This is a genomic window from Acidithiobacillus thiooxidans ATCC 19377, assembly GCF_009662475.1.
GTDB lineage: Bacteria > Pseudomonadota > Gammaproteobacteria > Acidithiobacillales > Acidithiobacillaceae > Acidithiobacillus > Acidithiobacillus thiooxidans.
The window spans coordinates 2,064,964-2,084,151 of sequence record NZ_CP045571.1 but is presented as its reverse complement, the minus strand read 5'-3'; the positions used below and the strand labels follow the sequence as shown (position 1 = coordinate 2,084,151).

General features: G+C 54.7%; 20 protein-coding genes and 1 tRNA gene. 7 read left to right on the top strand and 14 right to left on the bottom strand.

Going from position 1 to position 19,188, the window contains the following annotated elements; genetic code table 11:
* Positions 1–29 precede the first annotated feature (29 nt).
* From cydB to GCD22_RS10985, 3 genes are all read right to left on the bottom strand, one after another.
* Positions 30–1,118, bottom strand: coding sequence for a cytochrome d ubiquinol oxidase subunit II (gene cydB, locus GCD22_RS10995; RefSeq protein WP_031575154.1), 1,089 nt, complete (start codon positions 1,116–1,118; stop codon positions 30–32).
* 12 nt (positions 1,119–1,130) lie between these two features.
* On the bottom strand, positions 1,131–2,579 hold the full coding sequence (locus GCD22_RS10990) for a cytochrome ubiquinol oxidase subunit I (protein WP_081577427.1): 1,449 nt from the start codon (positions 2,577–2,579) through the stop codon (positions 1,131–1,133).
* Between the two features lie 444 nt (positions 2,580–3,023).
* Positions 3,024–4,109 carry an IS630 family transposase gene (locus GCD22_RS10985; protein WP_065972780.1) on the bottom strand — a complete coding sequence of 362 codons (1,086 nt, stop codon included), beginning with the start codon at positions 4,107–4,109 and terminating at the stop codon, positions 3,024–3,026.
* 124 nt (positions 4,110–4,233) lie between these two features.
* Between GCD22_RS10985 and GCD22_RS10980 the strand changes: the two genes are divergently transcribed.
* Both GCD22_RS10980 and GCD22_RS10975 read left to right on the top strand, forming a co-directional pair.
* On the top strand, positions 4,234–4,530 hold the full coding sequence (locus GCD22_RS10980) for a hypothetical protein (RefSeq protein ID WP_010639862.1): 297 nt from the start codon (positions 4,234–4,236) through the stop codon (positions 4,528–4,530).
* 172 nt (positions 4,531–4,702) lie between these two features.
* Positions 4,703–5,098 (top strand): hypothetical protein, encoded by a 396-nt coding sequence (locus tag GCD22_RS10975; protein WP_010639863.1) that lies wholly within the window; start codon positions 4,703–4,705, stop codon positions 5,096–5,098.
* Positions 5,099–5,151: 53 nt separating this feature from the next.
* Here the strand turns inward: GCD22_RS10975 and GCD22_RS10970 are convergent, their stop codons facing one another.
* From GCD22_RS10970 to GCD22_RS10925, 10 genes are all read right to left on the bottom strand, one after another.
* Positions 5,152–6,576 carry a sigma-54 interaction domain-containing protein gene (locus GCD22_RS10970; protein WP_176212014.1) on the bottom strand — a complete coding sequence of 475 codons (1,425 nt, stop codon included), beginning with the start codon at positions 6,574–6,576 and terminating at the stop codon, positions 5,152–5,154.
* Entirely contained in the window at positions 6,563–7,063 is a 501-nt protein-coding gene (locus tag GCD22_RS10965) for a hypothetical protein (protein ID WP_010639865.1), read from the bottom strand. Before GCD22_RS10965 ends, GCD22_RS10970 begins: the two co-directional genes overlap by 14 nt.
* Positions 6,999–7,445 (bottom strand): hypothetical protein, encoded by a 447-nt coding sequence (locus tag GCD22_RS10960; protein WP_010639866.1) that lies wholly within the window; start codon positions 7,443–7,445, stop codon positions 6,999–7,001. The genes GCD22_RS10965 and GCD22_RS10960 overlap by 65 nt, the downstream gene beginning before the upstream one ends.
* 65 nt (positions 7,446–7,510) lie before the next feature.
* Complete coding sequence (locus GCD22_RS10955) at positions 7,511–8,329, bottom strand: hypothetical protein (protein ID WP_051690745.1); 819 nt, start codon at positions 8,327–8,329, stop codon at positions 7,511–7,513.
* Positions 8,330–8,348: 19 nt separating this feature from the next.
* On the bottom strand, positions 8,349–8,960 hold the full coding sequence (locus GCD22_RS10950; protein ID WP_051690746.1) for a tetratricopeptide repeat protein: 612 nt from the start codon (positions 8,958–8,960) through the stop codon (positions 8,349–8,351).
* Positions 8,961–9,057: 97 nt separating this feature from the next.
* The gene (locus GCD22_RS10945; RefSeq protein WP_024892823.1) at positions 9,058–9,585 is read right to left on the bottom strand and encodes a hypothetical protein; all 528 of its coding nucleotides are present in this window, start codon (positions 9,583–9,585) and stop codon (positions 9,058–9,060) included.
* An 86-nt stretch (positions 9,586–9,671) separates the two neighbouring features.
* Entirely contained in the window at positions 9,672–10,217 is a 546-nt protein-coding gene (locus tag GCD22_RS10940) for a hypothetical protein (protein ID WP_051690747.1), read from the bottom strand.
* Between the two features lie 45 nt (positions 10,218–10,262).
* Positions 10,263–11,222: a hypothetical protein gene (locus GCD22_RS10935; RefSeq protein ID WP_031575178.1), complete on the bottom strand. Its 960-nt coding sequence runs from the start codon at positions 11,220–11,222 to the stop codon at positions 10,263–10,265.
* A 4-nt stretch (positions 11,223–11,226) separates the two neighbouring features.
* Positions 11,227–15,009, bottom strand: coding sequence for an efflux RND transporter permease subunit (locus tag GCD22_RS10930; protein ID WP_031575181.1), 3,783 nt, complete (start codon positions 15,007–15,009; stop codon positions 11,227–11,229).
* 5 nt (positions 15,010–15,014) lie between these two features.
* Positions 15,015–16,151 carry an efflux RND transporter periplasmic adaptor subunit gene (locus tag GCD22_RS10925; protein ID WP_051690748.1) on the bottom strand — a complete coding sequence of 379 codons (1,137 nt, stop codon included), beginning with the start codon at positions 16,149–16,151 and terminating at the stop codon, positions 15,015–15,017.
* Between the two features lie 352 nt (positions 16,152–16,503).
* Here GCD22_RS10925 and GCD22_RS10920 point away from each other — a divergent pair, with 352 nt between their 5' ends.
* Positions 16,504–17,097 carry a DUF1643 domain-containing protein gene (locus GCD22_RS10920; protein ID WP_237747511.1) on the top strand — a complete coding sequence of 198 codons (594 nt, stop codon included), beginning with the start codon at positions 16,504–16,506 and terminating at the stop codon, positions 17,095–17,097.
* A gap of 2 nt (positions 17,098–17,099) precedes the next feature.
* Here the strand turns inward: GCD22_RS10920 and GCD22_RS10915 are convergent, their stop codons facing one another.
* Positions 17,100–17,753, bottom strand: coding sequence for a YidH family protein (locus GCD22_RS10915; protein WP_010638524.1), 654 nt, complete (start codon positions 17,751–17,753; stop codon positions 17,100–17,102).
* A 168-nt stretch (positions 17,754–17,921) separates the two neighbouring features.
* Between GCD22_RS10915 and GCD22_RS10910 the strand changes: the two genes are divergently transcribed.
* The 4 genes from GCD22_RS10910 to GCD22_RS10900 all read left to right on the top strand — a co-directional run bounded on the left by GCD22_RS10910 (position 17,922) and on the right by GCD22_RS10900 (position 19,185).
* Positions 17,922–17,997 (top strand) — tRNA-Asn (locus tag GCD22_RS10910).
* A 109-nt stretch (positions 17,998–18,106) separates the two neighbouring features.
* The gene (locus tag GCD22_RS18995) at positions 18,107–18,310 is read left to right on the top strand and encodes a type I restriction-modification system subunit M N-terminal domain-containing protein (protein WP_404813607.1); all 204 of its coding nucleotides are present in this window, start codon (positions 18,107–18,109) and stop codon (positions 18,308–18,310) included.
* A gap of 153 nt (positions 18,311–18,463) precedes the next feature.
* Entirely contained in the window at positions 18,464–18,703 is a 240-nt protein-coding gene (locus tag GCD22_RS18990) for a hypothetical protein (RefSeq protein ID WP_420313677.1), read from the top strand.
* Positions 18,652–19,185: a hypothetical protein gene (locus GCD22_RS10900; protein ID WP_031575192.1), complete on the top strand. Its 534-nt coding sequence runs from the start codon at positions 18,652–18,654 to the stop codon at positions 19,183–19,185. Before GCD22_RS18990 ends, GCD22_RS10900 begins: the two co-directional genes overlap by 52 nt.
* Positions 19,186–19,188: the final 3 nt, after the last annotated feature.

The following is a 19,188-nucleotide window of genomic DNA, read 5'->3' as shown; positions in this document are numbered from 1 at the left end:
ACGGATCAACATCCGCTAAAGATAGATTTTCAATGCCCACCGTATGCGGCTTTTTTGCTTAACCTCCCCCGAAAGACCCAAATCTGATACCAGTTGTACATGATCATGACCGGCACAAATCCCGTCATGAACAAGGTGAAGACCGCCAGGGAGTTGGCTGGATTGCCGGATAGGGCGATGGGCCAGGTTTCTGGCACGACATAGGGATACATGGTGGCGAACATGGCCATCCAGAGAAGTGCCACCACACCCTCGCCCCAGAGCAGGGCGGCAATATCCCGCTGCAGGGAATGATTGATCATCGATTTGTAGGCAAAGAACAGCACAATGACCAGCCAGATCGCCCAGATCCACCAATGGGCACCGCTCCATTTGGCCGCTGCCCAGGGGAAAATCGCGTAGGACCAGATTAAGGTGACGAGAATGGCGATCAGCGCCAGAAAGGAAAATACGGTAGTCCACTTGCGGGCGCGTTCATGAATGGGGTCTCCCGGTATGAAGCGGGCACATAAATACAGTCCACCGGCAAGGCCTGCCGCAATGACGGCCCCGCAACCGACCCATATACTGAAAGGACTTAAGAAGGTGAAGGCCTGTCCGGAATAATGGAGTACCGGATCCGTGGAAGCAGGGAGACCGTGTCCCTGTATTTCCAGGGCCCGTCCGGCTTTCAGGGGGAAACCCTGCAAGGTGGCACCCAGGGATACGCCAGCAAAAAAGGGAGCGATCAGACTGCCGAGAGCAAAGGCCCAGCCCCAGAATCGTTTGCTGCTGCGCGCATGAATATGAAATTCAAAAGCGACAGCGCGGGAAATAATCCCCCACAAGGCCAGCATCAACGGGATCATGAGATAGTTCAAAGCAGAGCCGTAGACCACCGGGAAAGCCCCGAAGAGGACCCCGCCGGCAACCACCAGCCAGGTTTCGTTTCCGTCCCAGAATCCGGCCATGGAAGCCATGACCGCCCCGCGTTCTTCCTCGTCGTGCGAAAACAGGGTGTAAATGCCAGCCCCCAGATCGGCGCCATCCAGCATCACGTAAAGCATAAAAAACAAGGCGAGAATCAACCACCACCAGGTGGACAGGGACACGGCAATTCTACCCATGAGATCGGTCATGATGGGTTCTCCTCAATCTCGGTGTGGCAATGCTTTGGTAAAATGGGGGGACACATGGCCACCTCCACTGTCGATGGTTTCCGGTTTGTCCCAGAGATGGGTGGAATCCGGAATGTCATTCACGCCTTTTTGGATGACGCGGCTGAAGAAGTACCAGGCGCCCGACCAGACGGCCAACTCAAAAATAATGTAGCCCACGAACCAGACCACTTCCTGGCCCAGCGACATGTGGCTGACTCCTTCGTAGGTGCGCATCATGCCAAAGACTACCCAGGGTTGCCGACCGATTTCGCGCACCCACCAGCCCGTCCAGATCGCCAGATAGGGTAAAAATGCCGAGAAAACGACGGCCCGGAGAAACCACGGGTGTTGGCGTAGAGCCGTCGCATTCAGCTTGCCCCGCAGGCGTAGCCAGTTACCCCAAAGAGCGACGAGGAACAGGAAAAAGCCAATGGCGACCATGATCCGGAACGCATAGAAAGGCACCCAGACATCCGGACGATCACGGGCAGGGAAGCTGTCCATGATCGTCACCTTGCCGGTCAAGGTATGGGTTTCCAGCAGGCTCAGGACGTAAGGAATGGTAATCGCAAATCGGGTACCGTCATTCTGGCTGTTGGGTATGGCAATCAGGTGCCAGCCGGTATTGACCTGGCCATTGGGGAGATACGTATGGTAATGCCCTTCCATGGCGGCCAGAGAGGTGGGCTGTGTCTGGGCGACGTCCCGCCCCAGCGTATCCCCCAGATAAATCTGCAAAGGGGTCACAATCAGCAGTGCCAGGAGCGCTGGTTTGAGCAGCTTTACAAAAAGTTCAGTGTTGCGGTTCTTAAGGATGAACCAGGCACTGACGCCGGCAAAAACAAAAAGAGCCAGCTCTACGCAGGCGATCCACATATGCGGAAATCCCCAATGAAAATTGTCGTTATAAATGGCGCTCCACCAGTTGCTGACCTGAAACAGCCCATTTTTAAAGACGACTCCGTCGGGCGTTTGCATCCAGGAATTCGCCACCAGAATCCAGCCGGCCGATAAAGTGGAAGAAATGCCGACATTGAAGGTGGCAAAAAGATGCATGGTTTTACTGATTTTTCCCCAGCCGAAAACCATCAGACCAATAAATCCCGCTTCATACATGAATGCGGTGATGGTTTCAAAGCCGAGAATGTTGCCGAAAAAGGGGCCGACTGCCTGAGAAAATGGCCCATACAGAATCCCGAAGGCCATTTCCATGGTGACACCCGTCGCCACCCCGGCACCGAAATTGATAATGAATATTTTTTCAAAAAAACGATTGAGTTTGTACCAGCGCTCATCCCCGGTGCGGAGCCAGAGGACTTCTATTCCGAAAAGCAGCCACGACATGCCAATCGTCATGGGCGTCCAGAGAATATGCAGCGAGGTAATCCAGGCAAAATCGAGACGGCTGAGTAAAACGGGTAACGTATTTTCGATCAACATAAGGTTGACTCCTGGTTGTTAGTTATTCCGTATAAAGTGAAGAAGGATGAAGTCCTGCTCATCAAAATTTGAGAGTATATAAGCATTTTATGTGCCAAAATCGAGTTCTCTGATTTTTAAATGATTTTTAATTTATGGAAATGCACTGTGAAACGGTTGATGATAATGAAATTATTTATCCATTTGTTATTTAATAATTTTTTAATGCAACAATACCGGTGAGCGCGTGCAACCCTAGAATAATAAGATATTTATTTAATAATAATAATCTGAAAATTCTGGAATTGTTGTGGCTTCATGCGTTGCTGATGCAACAGGTTGATGCATTATTCATCCTATTGTTTTTATTGAATATGAAATAAAAAGCGTTGCATTGACAGAAAGTATCATTACGGTGATTTCATTGTAATCAACCAATTACAAATTGGCATGATTTATGCCCACCTAGTGTAGTGTTGCATTCTGTTTGCTGCTTAAATGGCTGTTGGCGCGAATGACTTTTTGCAGGATGTCGCGGGCGGTTTTGGTCCAGATGAAAGGTTTGGGATGGGTGTTGTGGTGGTCGATGTACCCCTCAATGGCCTGGATGAGTTCAGGCACACTGGTGAACACCCCACGACGTAACCGCTGGGTCGTGATATCCCGAAAGAAACGCTCGACCATGTTGAGCCAGGATGCCGAAGTGGGCGTGAAGTGCATGTGAATACGCGGGTGCTTGTCGAGCCACGCCTGTACTACCGGGTGTTTATGGGTCGCATAGTTGTCGGCAATCAGATGCAGAGCCTTGTCCCTGGGCGTCTGCCGATCAATTTTCTTCAGGAACTTCAGCCATTCCACATGGGTATGGCGCTGTTGACACTGTCCGATGACCTGACCATCCAGCACGTTGAGGGCGGCAAACAAGGTCGTAGTGCCATTACGTTTGTAGTCGTGGGTCATCGTTTCTGCGCGGCCCTTTTTGAGGGGGAGTCCCGGTTGGGTCCGGTCCAGGGCCTGTACCTGACTTTTTTCATCCACGCAGAGCACCAAGGCATGCTCCGGGGGAGACATATACAACCCCACAATATCTTCCAGCTTTTCCACAAAATGCGGGTCACGTGACACCTTGAAACCACGCAGCAGATGAGGCTTGAGGCCATGCTTGCGCCAATGCCGTGACACACTGGCGGCACTGACACCCAGTTCTGCCGCCATCCTACGCGTACTCCAATGCGTCATCGCTTCCGGCTTACTCTGCGTGGTCAATTCTACCAGACGGGCCACATCCACTTTCACCGGAGGGGCGCCGCGCGGTAAATCGCGTTCAATGCCCGACAAGCGGTGTTCCAGATAACGCTTGCGCCAACGTGCGACTTGCAGGCGATCCACCCCCAGGCGCTCCGCAATTTCTTTGTTCTGCAAGCCCTCTGCCGCCAGCAATATCATCCGTGCCCGTAATGACAAGCGGACACTGCTTAATCGGGAGGCGACTATACGGGACAACTCGGACCGCTCTTCGCTGGTTAAAGTGACTGTGGGCGCAACTCGCAAGGCTCGACTCCATTCATACCCTCAACATGGAGCTATTTTATCATCATTAACCTTAAGGTTCACCAAGAATGCAACACTACACTAGATGGTTATCGGATTCACTTTTTTGAAGGAGATAGTCCTCATGGATAGTCATTTTCTCGATGAAGCACGGGAGTTACCTTCAAAGGTGCACGCATCCCGGTCTGGAAAATCTGGTATGACCCCCACGGAGCGGGTCGTTGCCTGGTCAGTTTTTCGGACCCGCGCGGAAGCGGAGCATCTGGTTGCCCATGTGCATTTGGCCCCCGGCCAGCATCTGGTCGGTGGACATGGCCAGGATAGCGTGGCCCCTTTCTGGTGGGTCGGAGTACAAGTGAGTGATCTGGGGGAATGGGGACATAGTGCTGCCATCAATAAGCGAGGGCGGCATGGAGACTGATCTGCGTACACCTTTGGCGGATGTTCTCGAAAAATATCGCCACTGGAATTGTCAATCCTGCCAGGACTTGAAGTCACAATTTTTGACGAGGGACCCGACATCCTGAGAACCGCTTTTTGGTGCGGGCGTGCGCCCGCAAATTTTTGTTCACCTGTATTAGGAGGTATTACCCGTGGCAGATTTATTTTCACCCGCCTGGATGGCTCGTTTTGTTGAGGAATGGAACAAGGATCCCGAGCTTTCTGACGCTCTTGCCCAGATTGGCTTTAATTCGGTCATTGCTTATGGTTATCCGGAAGAAGAAAAACCCCGTGCTTTTCTGGTGGTACAAAACGGCAAGGCAACGGCTTCCGGTGTTTATACGGACCAGCCTTTAAACTGGGATATTCGCGCCCAGCATCCGCAGTGGCTGAAGTGGATAGAGAAGTCTCCGGGTATGACGGGCCTGGGCATGGCGTTTACCACCGGAAAAATCAAATTCAAGGTAGGAGACTACGCGAGTATGCTCAAAGATCCACGGATGGCAGGACCTTTTGTCAAAAGTTTTTCTGCGATGTCAAAAATCTAGTCCGCAAGGTAACGACGCTGGGGCTTCTGGGTTATTCAGAAGCCCTGTGTCCGTCAATGCCCGAGATGACTGCTACCCTCTTTTCCGGAAATGCCCAGGCGGGACAAATGCCGCCACAGGGTTACGCGATCAATCCCCAATTCACGAGCGGCGGCGGCACGGTTGCCCCCGTGTTTATCCAATAACTGCAAAAGACTTTCCCGATCATAAATGGCTTCCGGATCGTTTTCTGATCGGCTGGAAGTAACGGCCGACCCCAAGTGCATTCTGTCCAGGAAGTCTTTGGGAAAATCACTGTCACTGATTTCCGGTCCGGCACTGCAGATGGCCACATATTCCATCACGTTGCGGAGTTCACGCACATTTCCCGGCCAGGGGTAATCCAGGAGTAGATGTTTGGCCGCCGAGCCCAGCCTTTTCTTGTGTCCTCCTGTAGTAATTTTCAAAAAATGTTCGGCCAGGAGCATGATGTCCGAGGGCCTTTCCCGCAGTGCCGGAATGCGGATAGGGATCACATTCAACCGATAAAACAAGTCACTGCGAAAATCTCCATTTTCTACCAGTTCCTTGAGATTGCGATTGCTGGCAGCAACCACGCGCACATCGACCTGATGGGTTTTGGTGCTGCCGACCGGTTCATAGCGCATGTCTTCCAGCACCTTCAGCAGTTTGGCCTGATGATGTTTGGGCAGTTCGCTGACTTCATCGAGGAAGAGTGTGCCACCATCTGCTGCCGCAAAACGGCCAATGCGATCTGTCACTGCTCCCGTAAATGCTCCCCTTACTGAACCGAAAAACTCGGCTTCAAATAAATTATCGGGTATAGCGGCACAATTCACTTCCACCAGGGATTTTTTGGAGCGGTTACTTTGTTGATGCAGCAGGCGGACCATCAAGCCTTTGCCAGACCCCGATTCGCCTTGAAAAATGACGCTGGCATCGGTGGCTGCGACCTGCTCAATCAATTCGAGGGCATCGCGCATGTGCGGATCATCCGTAATAAAACCCACACTGCGGGTGCCACCCAGAATCCGCTCGGCATGACGCAATTCAGAGACATCTTCGATGAAAAAAATGCGGCGTTTATGTTGTTTGCGCTCTACCAGTCGGGTTCTGATCTGCAGGACCTTGTGCTCGCCTTCGGCAACGGGAAGCAGATGATCCCAGCGGACGCAGCCGGTTTGCGGACGACTCACCGCATCTTCCTGACCGGCGGCAATGGCCGCTCGCACCAGTTCTTTCTGGACGCTACCTCCAGGTATGCTGCGCAGGTGCTCCAGTGGGTGCGTGTTCAACAGGATTTTGGCGGCGGCGTTGCAGAATTCAATTTTTCCCTGAATGTCGGTCAGCAGAATGCCGGCGTCCATGGAATCCAGTAATTCTGGCAAAACCTCGCAGAGGGTTTCCAGTTCAGTGCTCAGCGATGCCATTTTTTTCTCCTTGGCCAGCACCTCGACATCAGCCTCAGTGGTTGCCATAAGCATTCCCCTGATACGGATAGCCACTTTGATATTGCGGATTATATCCCGGTGGAACTCCATCATAGGCTTCTTGGCGGGGAGGGGGTAGAGGGGCTTTGGGCCCATAGTCCGGATCATTGTGATTGAAGGGCAACATGCCACTCAGAAAAGAAAAGGGTGGGGTGATGTTACGGTTCAGGCTCCAGAATTCAGCCTGCATTTGTCCGGTGGCCCGGGCCATGTAGTTGGTCGAATGGGTCATCTCTGCCATGTTTTGTGACATGCTGTTCATGTTGCGTTGAATGTTGGGACTCATTTTCTGGAACTGTTTGGTCATTTCATGAAGGTCATGCGACATTTCCACGGCCAGATAAAACTCATAAGCGGCGAGGACCAGAAATGCGACGAGGGCCGCGTAGACGATCAGTCTGAGCTGGCGGTCAGAAAGGCCGGCGATATGATGCTGAGACTGCGAGTGTGTTTGCGTAGTCGGTTGTTCCGCCATGATGGTTTGTCTCCTGATGATTTAATTGGATCGTCAGCTGATAGGCTGCATTTGGATTGATTTGTGCGACGATGGGAATCAGTGTGCGGGCACCACGCAAGTTTTTCTCCCGGATCAGATTTCTAACACTATGAATGTAATCATTTCCCGCCGCGTAAAATGCGCCTATCCGGTAATAAACGTTGCCCTGTTCTCCATAGAGATCTGCCAGATACCGCTGGGGGGCATGATGAATTAATTGCGCATATTCCTGAATGGCGCGCAATGGGTTGCCTTGCCAGTAGGCTTGGCGTGCCTGCATCAGCTGCTGAATGTAATGATGGTTCCATCCGGATTTTGGACGCGACAAAGCGGATGTAACCCCGGCTTGTGCAGCCGCCATGCAGACTGTAAACCCGACAGATAGCAGTGTTACTGTCCATCGGGTGGGTTTTGTGCAGCTTACCATCAGGCCGGTGGCATCCCGGTTTCGGCTTCGGGTGAATGGGACAGCGCCTCCTGCACTTTTTGTGCTTCCGCAGGATCCAGACGTCCAAGAATAGGAATCAGCGCGGCACCATCGGCATAACGTCCGGCATGAATCAGTTGCATGGCTGCCTGGCCATAAGCGTTGCCCGCCTGGTGATAGTGACCGGTCATGTACAACACATTACCCATTTCGCCATAGGCAGCAGGGGAGTCAGGCGCTTCCTGAATCAAATGATGATAATCCGCAATAGCACCGGCATAGTCGTGATGCCAGAAAGCTCCGCGTGCCTGCATGAGCAACTTGGTCTGATCGGCGGTCAACGGTTTGCTGTTTTGGGTGATGGCCGCAATGCTGGGGGCACTGGTGACATGCAGGACTTTTTGCGCGGGTTTGGCGGCAACTGCTACGTGGGTATTATCGGGCTGATTGGCGGTGATGGCCCAAATAAACAGAATCACAATGATGATCAGCAAGATCAAAATGATCAGTGGGTATCCCCAAAAGCGGCTCAAAAATCCTGCTTTTTGTGCAGGAGGGGGAGGGGGTGGAGCGTAACTGCTATAACTGGAACTTGACGCCGCAGCGGCTGCTGCAGCGGCGGCCGCTGCTGCCGCTGCAGCTGTGTCCGCATCCGAATGGATTTCAGGCCGGTCAGCTTCATGATGGCTTTGCGCAGTCTCGCTATATGTAGTTTCCGTTGTGCCGTGCAAGTTGGCTTTTGTTTCTGCGGCATATTCTGTGCCGCTGGTCGGGGCATCTTCTGAATGTAACTGCGGTTCTTCTCGGATGTCACTCATAATTCATTACTCCTTATGGTTAACGTGCCAGTGCCTGGCGGATGATGGTGGCCTGATTCGGGTCCAGAGAACTGATCAGGGGTAATAATGCTGCGGCAGAAGGATATTGATGCGTTGCAATTAGCGTTCGGGCAGCACCGGAATAGGCCTTGCCAGCAGATAAAGGATGACCAGTCTGGTAATAAATGTTGCCTAATTCGCCATACAGTTGCGGTACTTCAGGCAGTTGATCAATTAATGCCTGATAATCGGCAATGGCGGCTTTCACGTCATGTTCCCAAAACGCCCGTCTTGCAGCCATTAACAGAGCATACTGAGACCCGGTAAGGTTTTTCGGAAAGACGATTTTAACGTGCGGGGTAACCGGGGTTGCTTGCTGCACAGCCACGCCCGGCTGTAGTTTTGGTGCGGTGGCTGTGATCGGCACTGTTGCAGGATGTGCTACCGGAGTGGGTTTGCTTTCCTGTTTTTCCCACCAATGATGCATTGCCTGCCATTTTTGCACCGTATATTGCCGTGTCGTCTGCCAGTCATGACGCCAGAGTTGCGGATCCTGGATGGCAGCAATCACTACCAGCACAATGATCACCAGAATAATAAACCCAATGATTCTACCCAAAGTTCGTTTCATGGTTGGCCTCTTTTGGCACCTGTATTTTTGATTTCACGGCAATATTGGAACCCTGCAGGCATCGCGGTGCATCTGCAGCCCGCAGGATTTTCGTCCATCATGGATATCCGTAACCGGGACGGTAGGGTCCGGGTGGCGGGGCATATTGCTGGCTGTTGTTAGCGTATTGCGGTGGTGCTGAAGGAGCGTTGTAAGCATTATTATCGGCATTGTTATAATTGCCGTATTGAGGATATCCGGATTCTGCGGGTGGAAAGGCATTTTCAGGGGCTGAATCCCGATAGCCGTAACCATTGTAGGCTCCGCGACCATAACCACCGCCGTAATACCCGTTATATGGCTGGCTGTAGCCACCCCAGCGACCACTACTGAATTGCATGGGGCCGCCGTGCGGTCCATTAAAACTCATGCTGCCCATGTCCCAGGGCCCACTATTGCCCGTAAAGGGGCCTCCATAACCACTGAAAGGGCCGCTGTCGCCGGAAAACGGGCTACTGTAACCACTCCAGGGCATGTCATTCCAGGGTGCCCATCCCCAGGCAAAAGCAGGCGAAGCTGTCAGTAAACCTGCACATCCGAGTGTTGCTGCCAAAGCGGCTACTTTTCCAAAATGTTTTGCATTCATCACATCTGCTCCTTGATCATTTTGCGCCACAAGCCTTGCAGTTGGCGCCACTGCAATGTCACTCCCCAAACTTGGGAATTATGGTGTTACCAGGTACTCCAGGGGCTCATGGGACCCATTGGCGACATGGGGTTCATGGAGGACATGGGACTCCAGGGCATGCCGCCATCACCCCAGGGCATGCCACCACCACCCCAGGGCATGCCGCCACCACTCCAGGGCATACCGCCACCACCCCAGGGCATACCGCCACCACCCCAGGGCATACCGCCACCCCCGCCCCAAGGCATACCGCCACCACCCCAGGGCATCGCATCTCCGGACCAGGGGCGTCCGTAGCCGCCAAAGGGACTGCCATTGAAATTCATCGGACCCCAATGGGGAAAAGTCATACGGAAACTACCCATACTCCAGGGACCACTATTACCTTGCCAAGGACCTCCATAACCGGACCATGGTCCGGAATTCCCTTGCCAGGGATTGGAATAACCGCTCCAGGGCATGCGGTTTTGCCAGCCGGACCAAGGCATTTCGCCTCCCCAGGGCCCCCAGGCATAAGCAGCAACAGGTATGGAAAGTGTTCCCATTGCGGCAGAGAGAATGGCTACCTTTAACCATTTTGCTTTTTGCATTGCGTTCTCCTTTTTTCAGGCGGATCTATATCCCGATATTTCCGTTTATGGATAACCATAACCAGGCTGCGGGCCATAAGACTGAGGTGGCCGGGCTTCGGGAGGGGGTCCATAGGGTGATGGCCCGTAGGCTGGTGCCCCATAATCTGGCCCAGCATATTGTGGGCCGTATTGAGGCGGGCGGGCGTAAGGATTAGGCCCGTAAGGTGATGGTCCGAAAGCCGGTGCACCATAACCGGGTCTGGGCGCGTTTTGCCAAGGCATGTTGGGGCCTTGCCAGGGCATGGGTCCCATAGGGCCAAAGTTTGGTCGGCCATAAGAGGGCGCACCATAACCGGGTCTCGGCGCGTTTTGCCAGGGCATGTTGGGGCCCCGGTAGGGCATGGACTCCATGGGGCCAGCATTCGGACCACCATAAGCTGGTCCTGGGGTATATTGGGGTGCGTATCCTTGCTGGGGGGCATATCCCTGTGGCGCCATCGCCATCGGGGAAGAGCTTGGCGGCGTAGTATCTATGGCGCCTTCGTCAGGCCCATTGGGGTAGGGACCCGGAGGTGGGGGAACCCAGTCCGCTACTTCGTTGAATGTGGCTGTAGGCATGGCAGCTTCATGGTTGCTCCAGCCTGGAGCGGGTGGCGTGCTCTGGGGGGCTTGTTGTTCTGCGCTGTTCCAGGCGCTGTCTGCATTTTCAGTTGGTGCAGGCCAGCCGTTGGTCTCGTAGGGATAGCTGGATGTACGGTGCGGGGCATATCCATGCCACTCGGCATAGGTGGAGTCTGCTGGCATTGGCGCTGGCAGTGCTTGATCTGGACGGGTCTCCGACCAGCCGGAAGACGTTGCGCTATTGGCCATGTCAGGACCCGGCATTCCCGAATATGGGCTGGAGTAGGGCGTGTCCACGGACGCCAGGGCCTGGGCTTGCATGCCCAGTGCCGTACAGACCGCCACCCCCAGCCAGAACAGGCGCTTGTGGCTACGGGGGGAAAGGGTTGTTGGGCTTGTCATGGGATTAATCCTCCTTTTTCGGTTTGGAACCGGATGACCGTAAATGAATGCCACGCGCTTTGGCGCGGGGTGAAGGTGACGCAGTGGTTTCAGCGGCTTTGGTTGCGACGGGATTGCTCTGCCCGCTGACCGGACTTTTGGCCGATCCGCTGGTACTTTCTGAAGTTGAGGCGTGAGGATTCGTTGGCCCTTGCGATGATCCATCCGGCCCCTGAGGGGGGCTCACGGGCCCTGAAGGCGACTGCGGACCCGGCGCTTCAGGCTTGTTGTGGGCGGCCGGGCGCTTCATCAGCCAGGTCCAGAGTTGTCCGAGCAAAGCCAGCAGGATTTTGGTAGTGGCCCGGAAAAAGGCGCGAATATCCTGTCCGATCATTTCCAGGGTCATGGTCAGGGGACCAGCATCTTTGGGTGGCGTATCCTGAACCAGTGCTGCAGATTGAATATCGCTTCGCGCCAGACTATCCCGGGGAGACAGGGAGACCTGCATGCTGGCGGGCGCAAACGGGAAGGGGGGCGGATTGTTCGGCTGCGTGTCACCCAGATCCATCCCCGCCGGGCAGAACGCAGCACGACCGCTGACACAGCCTAAAGGAATGACCAGCAGGGTAAGAATGGTCGAAATCATGACCCCGAAGAGCAGGGAAATACCCATCCCCCGGAAAATCGGGGAGGTGATGATTTCTGCGGAACCGAGCATGAGTGCCAGCGCCGTAATCACAATGGGCCGGGTACGGGTCGCGCACGCTTCAATCAGGGCATCCATGACCGGCATGCCTTCGGCTACTCTTTGCTGGGAGTAATCCACCAGCAGAATGGAATTGCGCACGATGATGCCGGCCAGAGCAATGAAACCGATCATGGATGTGGCCGTAAAGCTCGCCCCAAACAGCCAGTGACCGGGTAAAATCCCGATCAGGGTCAGGGGAATGGGCACCATGATAATGGCGGGGATGACAAAATTCCCGAATTCCCAGACTACCAGCATGTAGATGAGGACAATGGCCACGGCAAAGGCAATGCCCATATCCCGGAAGGTCTTGTAGGTCACGGTCCAGGCACCGCCCCACTTGATCGTGGCATGATTACCGCTGGGAACGCTGATCCAGTCGATGCCCAGCGGGTGTCCGTCGGGGGTCAGATAACCGGACAGGGCATCTTCGACTTCCAGCATGCCGTACAGCGGGGCGTCCAGACGTCCCCTGCTGCCTGCCGTCACATATTCAACGGGTTTGAGATCCTGCTGGTAGATGGGTTGTTCCGCTCTCTCACGATTAAAATGCCCCAGCGTATAAAGAGGTACGGCGCCATAACTGACGGAGGGTACGGGAAGTGCCGCCAGACTATAGACATTACTGCGCAGGGCCAGAGGGGCCTGCAGTACGGCCGGTACCGCAAGATTCTGACCATAGGGCGTAAAGTTACCCAGCTTGTAGCCACCGAGGGTCATCGCCAGGGTTTCGTTGAGGGCGCTGGGCCGCACACCGGCCATGCCCGCCTTGATGGCATTCAGATGAAAGTGCCAGTAGTCATGGGGGGCTTCCAGGGTGTTATCCACCTCGGTGAGGTTTTTGGCCCGGGCAAATTCGGCCGTCACCTGCCGGGTGACCGCGTCGCGGATGGCGGCAGAAGGGCCATAAACTTCGGCCACCACCGGCGCCAAAACCGGTGGCCCCGGTGGACTTTGCACGACGACAATATGGGCCTGGTGTTGTGCCGCGATGGGCGTAATCAGCCGCCGCGCGACGACAGCGAGTTCGGAACTGGAGGCGCTGCGTTCGGCTTTGTCCAGTAACTGCACATGAATCATGGCCTGCCAGGGCTGGTTGCGCAGGTAGTAATGCCGCACCATGCCATTGAAATCATACGGTTCCGGCGTGCCCACATAACTTTGCAGCGCCCGGACATCCTTCATCCCCTGTAAGCTCTGTACCACCTCGGCCGTCACATTGGCGGTTACCGGCATGGCGGTACCCGCCGGCATGTTGATGACGACGTTAAAGGCACTGGAATTACCATGGGGCAGCATGGTGAAAGGCACCCACTCGACCAGAAACAGCGCCAGACTGGCAAAAAACGCGACCACAATGCCACCCAGAAACAGGCGACCATAAAATTTGCGGCGAATCAGCGGAATCAGGGTGTTCCGGAAAAATTTGCGCAACCAGGTGGCCTGCCGGTGTTCGCCCTTATGCATACGTTCCAGGGTTTTCAGGCTGGGTTTGAAGCGCAGCATCAACCAGGGGGCCAGAGCGAAGGCCGTGAACAGGGAGAAAAGCATGGCCACGGAACCCAATACCGGAATGGGAGCCATGTAAGGGCCCATCATCCCGCCCACAAAACCCATGGGCAGCAAGGCGGCAATGACCGTAAAAGTCGCCAGAATGGTGGGATTACCCACTTCGCGCACGGCATCAATGAGGGTTTCGGTGGACGTTGTTCCTTCCTGCAGCCAGCGGCGATAAACGTTCTCGACAATCACGATGGAGTCGTCGACGAGAATACCGATGGAGAAAATCAATCCGAACAAACTGACCCGATTGATGGTGATCCCCAATAACCAGGCCGAGAACACGGTAATCAGCAAAATCAGCGGGATGGTGATGACCACGACAGCCGCCGCCCGCCATCCCAGGGCCAGTAGAATCAGCAGGGTGACGGCTGCCGTGGCGACAAAAAGCTTGAAGAGCAGGGAATCGACCTTGGCGTTGGCTTTTTTGCCGTTATCACGGGTGATGCTGACATGCACATTACCGGGAATGACCGTTCCTTCCAGGCTGTGCATTTTCTGGATGAGTGCCCGGGCGACCGTCACGCCGTTGCTGCCGGCAATTTTGGCCAGGGCAATGGTGACCGCCGGAGCGCCATCCACTTCGGGCTGATTTTTGCCAGCCTTCTGGTAATAAGTCACCAGACTGTGGGGATCGCTGGGGCCGAGTCGGACCTGCGCCACCTGAAACAGATACACCGGTTCTCCTTCATACACCCCGACCACCAGATTGCGGACTTCTGCCGGCGTGCGCAGAAACTGTCCGGTGACAATGCGCATCTGCATGTTTTGCACATCGGTCCGCCCGGTTTCCGTCTGGGCATTGGAAGCCTTGATCGTTTGTGCGACCTGCTGCGGGGTGATGCCATAAGCGGCCAGGCGGCCCGGATGAATATCGACGGTCAGTGTTTCCTGAGGACCGTGGACAATAAAACTCTCCCCGGTCTGGGGAACCTGCTTGAGATGCTGCAACGCGGTGCGGGCAATTTCGTTGAGGGTGGCGGGACCGACCTCCCGGGACCAGAGCGTAAAGGTCATGAAGGGGACGCTGTTGATGCCCTTGGCACGGACCAGAGGATGGGTGGCTCCCGGCGGAATCCGGTTCATGTTGGCGGCGAGTTTGTTGTAGACCTCCACCAGGGAGGGACCCATCCGTCTGCCCACCTGAAAGCGCACGGTGACCATGGATTCGCCGCGATTCGACACCGAATACACGTGGCGCACGCCGGGCAGCTCGCTCATCATGCGTTCCAGAGGATCACTGACCATGCGCGAGACTTCGGCAGGGGAGTGCCCCGGATAACCCACAAAAATATCAATCATGGGCACGGAGATTTGCGGGTTGGAAGCTCTGGGCGTGGAAATCAGGCCGAGAATGCCCGCCGCGAGCAGCACGATCAGGAGCAGGGGCGCCAGCGGCGAACTGACAAAAATCTTCGCGATAGAACCGGCCAATCCCAGACTGCGCGAGGGTCTGGTTTCCGGGGTTTCCGGCTCAGGGGTTTGGCAACCGTTATGCATGGCGCTTACTCCCCGGAAGACGCGCTGGTCTGGAGCTGATAACCGGACCCGATTCCGGCGGGGGGATCATTGACGATGATCTGACCCACGCGCAGTCCGGCCAGCACCTGAATCTGCCCATCCGGCAAGGGTCCACCCAGGCGCAGCACATGCATTTCAGTCACTCCGTGATGATCCACCAGCACCGAGGGCAAAGAAGTCCCGGGAATGAGGGCGCTACGGGGAATGGCCGGTTCATTCTGGGCAGAGCTGCCGTAACTGGGCAGACTGATGGTCGCGTACGCCCCGACGCGGATGGCGGCATTGCGGGGCAGACTGACCTTGACGGCCACCGTATGGGTTTGGGGATTGGCCTGGGGGGCGACATGAACGACCCTGCCACTCACCATGCCCGCGTTATCGCCCAGATGGACGGGCAGGGATTGTCCGGGGTTCAGATTGCCAGCCAGACTTTCCGGCACCTTGACCAGCAGTTGCTTGGGTCCACCACTGCCCAGCACCATGAGCGGCTGACCGGGCTGCACAATATCCCCCGGATTAACCTCTTTTGCGAGGACTACGCCCTGAAAGGGGGCGATGGAAACCGAGTTGTTCATCTCCGCCTCAATCTGACGGATTCTCCAGGCTGAAGCCTCCAGCTGGGTTTGCGCCTTGAGGGCGGTAGCTTTCCGGTTTTCCAGATTGGATTGATAGGTGGCCCAGGGATTCTGGCTGTTGCCCATCATGGCCTTGAAGCCCTGGCCCATCCAGGTAAAAGGGTTCATGAAGGAGGGGGGGTCATAACTGTACAGCTGATATCCGTACTGGGAATAACCGTTGTGCAGGGCGACTTCATCGGCCTGATAGGCCGCAATGGCCTGGGCTTTCTGGGCAAGCAGCTGATCGTCATCCAAAGCCACCAAAGGCTGGCCCGGTGCAATGGGCATTCCGGCTTCACCCGCCACAAATTTGACCCGGCCTGGCAACTGGGCACGCAGGGTGACCGTAAACGCCGGGATGACCCGGCCCCCCAGTACGGGGCCAATGCCGGGCGCTGTTTGCACCGTTACGAGGCTCGGCGCGGCCGCCAGGGCCGTGCCAAAACCCATGCCCAAAAGGAGCGGGCCGCAAACTAATGCATAACGCCAGGTGTTTGTTTTCATGGACAGGTTCCTTGCAGGTTTGATGAGCTTAAGCAACGCCCAAAGTGTTTGCCTGTCTATTAGCAGAAACTGTGCCAAATAATAAGCGCATGTAAAATATGGTTTTTATAAAATCCCTAAAAATCACTGCAACAATTTAATTTTTTATCTAATTGTTAAATATGTATTTTATTATGTTGAATCGTTGCAACGGAGTGTTGCAGTGCTATGCGGCGGTCAGGTCGTCCTTTTGCTGATCAGAGGATGCACTGGCTTTGATAGCGATGGGCAGGAAAAGGCTAGGACTGGTCGGGCGACCCCACCGCCTGATATGGTTGACGATTAACAGGCAATGATTACGGGAATCCAAAACGTGACGAATAACCTATCCTCCAGCACCTTGAGAATCGGGCGAACCGTACAACATGCACCAGCCGTGGATATGGCAGCTATTCAGGCAGATTTTTCACCGTGCCGTACCTGGCGGTATGGATTGAGCTTGCCATTTCGTGAGCGTAAAGGCGCTATGATGACGGTTTTTCTCAAAAACCCTTCCAGTGCCAGTGAGCTCTCCGCAGATAAAACCGTACGCACGGCCTCGGAATATGTATGGCGCAATTTCCCGGAAAGTGGTGGGGTCCACATTTTGAATCTTTTTGCGCTCAGGGGTACAGACAGTAAAGAAGTGGGGAAAGCGTTGCTTGCGAAGGGTGCGGCGCATGTAGTCGGCCCGCAGAATGACAAGGTCATCAAAACAACGCTTACGGCAAGTTCGGGAGTGATTATCGCCTGGGGAGGGCATGCCGGTATTCCGGCCTCTGCCTATGATCAGCGGGTGTGCAGTTGCCTGGAGTTACTGGTAGAAAGCGGATTGCCGGTATGGCGTAATGCTCGCAAAGGATCCGAAAAATACCCCTTTCATGCCTGTTATTGGGCTTATCAGGATGCATTGATTCCGCTTTCCTGATTTTACAGGGAAACCCGAATAATCATGACCGCCAGTGCGACGGTAATACCAAATAAAATAACGCCATAAAGACCATACAGGAATTTATGGACATGGTAGCAGCCTTCATCTACCTTCTTGACGGTGCGAATGAAATTGATACCACCGATCATCAGGTTGGTGATTCCCAGGACAATAAATATAATGCCCATTCCTGAGAACCCTTCTCCCATAACCAGCTTGGTGTGGAGCATGATAGAAAGCTGTTCCAGAAAAAAATCGAACTTTTCGATGACAAAGCCAAAAGCAATCAGACCGATACCCGTTCGTACCCATGCCAGAAAAGTACGTTCGGCGGCCATATAAATACGCGGATCAATAATCTCTTTTGCTGCCACGGGGGGTCCTTTTTCAATATGTTGCAGATCAAACATAAAATTCAAGCCTACCACAAAAACCAGAGCAATGGCTGGCCAGGTCAGTACATTGAAAAGCTCGGTAAAAAAATGGCCCAGTTTTGCGTAATGTAATGCCAAAAACAGTACGGCAAGACGGGCTGAAACCAATCCTGTTCCGATCGATACAAACAGTAGCTTAAAGTAACCTAGATACGTGCGTTCCAGCGCCATGTACAATCGTGGTTCTTGTACGGTTGGCAGGCGTTTCAGGAACATCATGGCTGGGTTCACCGAATGATTGGATGGGCAGGATCAGGACGTTAAATTATGGCGTGGGGCAGTCTATCGCGAAATACTCCGACCGTGAAGCGGTGTTGAAACATCATCCTGAAAATGCCCCACAGTTCTTGACGCGAAGCAAAGGGAAGGCTAGGATACGCCCACTTTTCCCCGGTAGCTCAGTCGGTAGAGCGGGTGACTGTTAATCACTAGGTCGGCAGTTCGAGCCTGTCCCGGGGAGCCAAAAGAATCAAGCATCCAGGTTATAGCCTGGGTGCTTTTTTTGTTTTATTGACTATTGCCCATATAATTCCCAAGCTGTGCCCATTTTAGGCATCAGAAATGGGGGAAAAATGGTTGCGGTTCGTACGGATCAACCTCAATTGGCAAACAATAACGGTAAAGACAAATCCCTCGAATCTTGGATCTGGGACGCCGCGTGTTCCATCCGTGGTGCCAAGGACGCGCCGAAATACAAGGACTACATCCTCCCCCTCATTTTCACTAAGCGCCTTTGCGACGTCTTTGACGATGAGCTGAATCGCATTGCCGCTTAGGTTGGCTCGCGCAAGAAGGCCTTCCAGCTCGCCAGGGCCGACCACAAGCTCGTCCGCTTCTATCTTCCCCTTGTCCCTGACGATCCCGAGCAGCCCGTCTGGTCTGTCATCCGCAAGCTCGCCGACAAGATCGGCGAAGGCGTCACCACCCACATGCGGGCCATCGCCCGGGAAAACCCGCTCTTGCAGGGCATCATCGACCGCGTCGATTTCAACGCCACCACCCACGGCCAGCGCGACCTCGACGACGACCGCCTCTCCAACCTCATCGAAGCCATCAGCACCAAGCGCCTCGGGCTCGACGACGTCGAGGCCGACATCATCGGGTCGGCAGTTATGGCGTGGGCGGTTTGGGCGAGATGGTCGCGATCAACGGTAATACCATCGAGCTGATCAAGAACAAGCAGGGCGGGGATGGCACCAAAGTCATCAACTTGATCAAAAGCATCGAAAAGCTGGCCGAGGAAAACAGCGACGACCCTTACCTTATCGCCATGGCGGAACGCGCGCGGGCGGTGCAGGAAAGTTTCGAGGCGCGCCAGACCAGCACGGCCGAAGCCCTGGCCGAATTGCTGCGTGAAGTGGAAGGCAACGAAACGCGGAAGAAGGAACAGGCCGAGAAGTCTTTCGATGGCCTGACCTATTTTGTCTACCGCAGTCTGCTCGACGCGAAGGTTCAGAACGCCGAGACGGTCAGCCGGAAGATTCGCCACGCCTTCACCGAGTTTCCGAACTGGAAGCGCAGCGAAAACGCCCTGCGTGAACTCCGCAAAAAAGTGACCTTCGCCCTCTTCGCCGAAACGGAGGACCTGGACCGGGTGACGGCGATGGTGGATGAGTTGTTTACGCTGCTGGAAAAGGCGGATCGGATTTAGCGC